Origin of the sequence: Eubacterium ramulus ATCC 29099 (assembly GCF_000469345.1) — a bacterium.
In the GTDB taxonomy this organism is placed as follows: domain Bacteria; phylum Bacillota; class Clostridia; order Lachnospirales; family Lachnospiraceae; genus Eubacterium_I; species Eubacterium_I ramulus.
In genome coordinates this window covers 1-745 of the sequence record NZ_KI271139.1, presented here as the reverse complement: position 1 = coordinate 745, position 745 = coordinate 1, and the positions used below count along the sequence as shown (strand labels likewise).

The 745-nt window shown below is 55.8% G+C and carries 1 rRNA gene; it reads right to left on the bottom strand.

Annotated features, from left to right (window positions below):
- Positions 1-745, bottom strand: a 23S ribosomal RNA gene (locus tag HMPREF0373_RS10030); the annotation flags it as partial.

Sequence of the window (745 nt, the reverse complement as noted above, 5' to 3'; positions counted from 1 at the left end):
TTGGTCAAGCCCTCAAACGATTAGTAACAGTCAGCTCCATGTGTTGCCACACTTCCACCTCTGCCCTATCTACCTCGTACTCTTCAAGGGTTTTTACTCCTTTATAAGGATGGGATATCTCATCTTGGGGGGGACTTCACGCTTAGATGCCTTCAGCGTTTATTCCTTCCGGACTTGGCTACCCGGCGATGCCATTGGCATGACAGCCGGTACACCAGTGGTCCGTCCAGCCCGGTCCTCTCGTACTAAGGCCAGCTCCCCTCAGATATCCTACGCCCGCGCCGGATAGGGACCGAACTGTCTCACGACGTTCTGAACCCAGCTCGCGTACCGCTTTAATGGGCGAACAGCCCAACCCTTGGGACCTGCTACAGCCCCAGGATGCGATGAGCCGACATCGAGGTGCCAAACCACTCCGTCGATGTGAACTCTTGGGAGTGATAAGCCTGTTATCCCCAGGGTAGCTTTTATCCGTTGAGCGATGGCAATCCCACTTTATGCCACCGGATCACTAAGTCCTACTTTCGTACCTGCTCCACCCGTCGGTGTCGCAGTCAGCCTCCCTTCTGCCTTTGCACTCTTCTAATGGTTTCCGACCATTATGAGGGAAACTTTGAGCGCCTCCGATACCCTTTCGGAGGCGACCGCCCCAGTCAAACTCCCCGCCTGGCATTGTCCCACCGCCGGATCACGGCGGCTGGTTAGAAACCCGATATTGCAAGGGTGGTATCCCAACAGCGCCTCC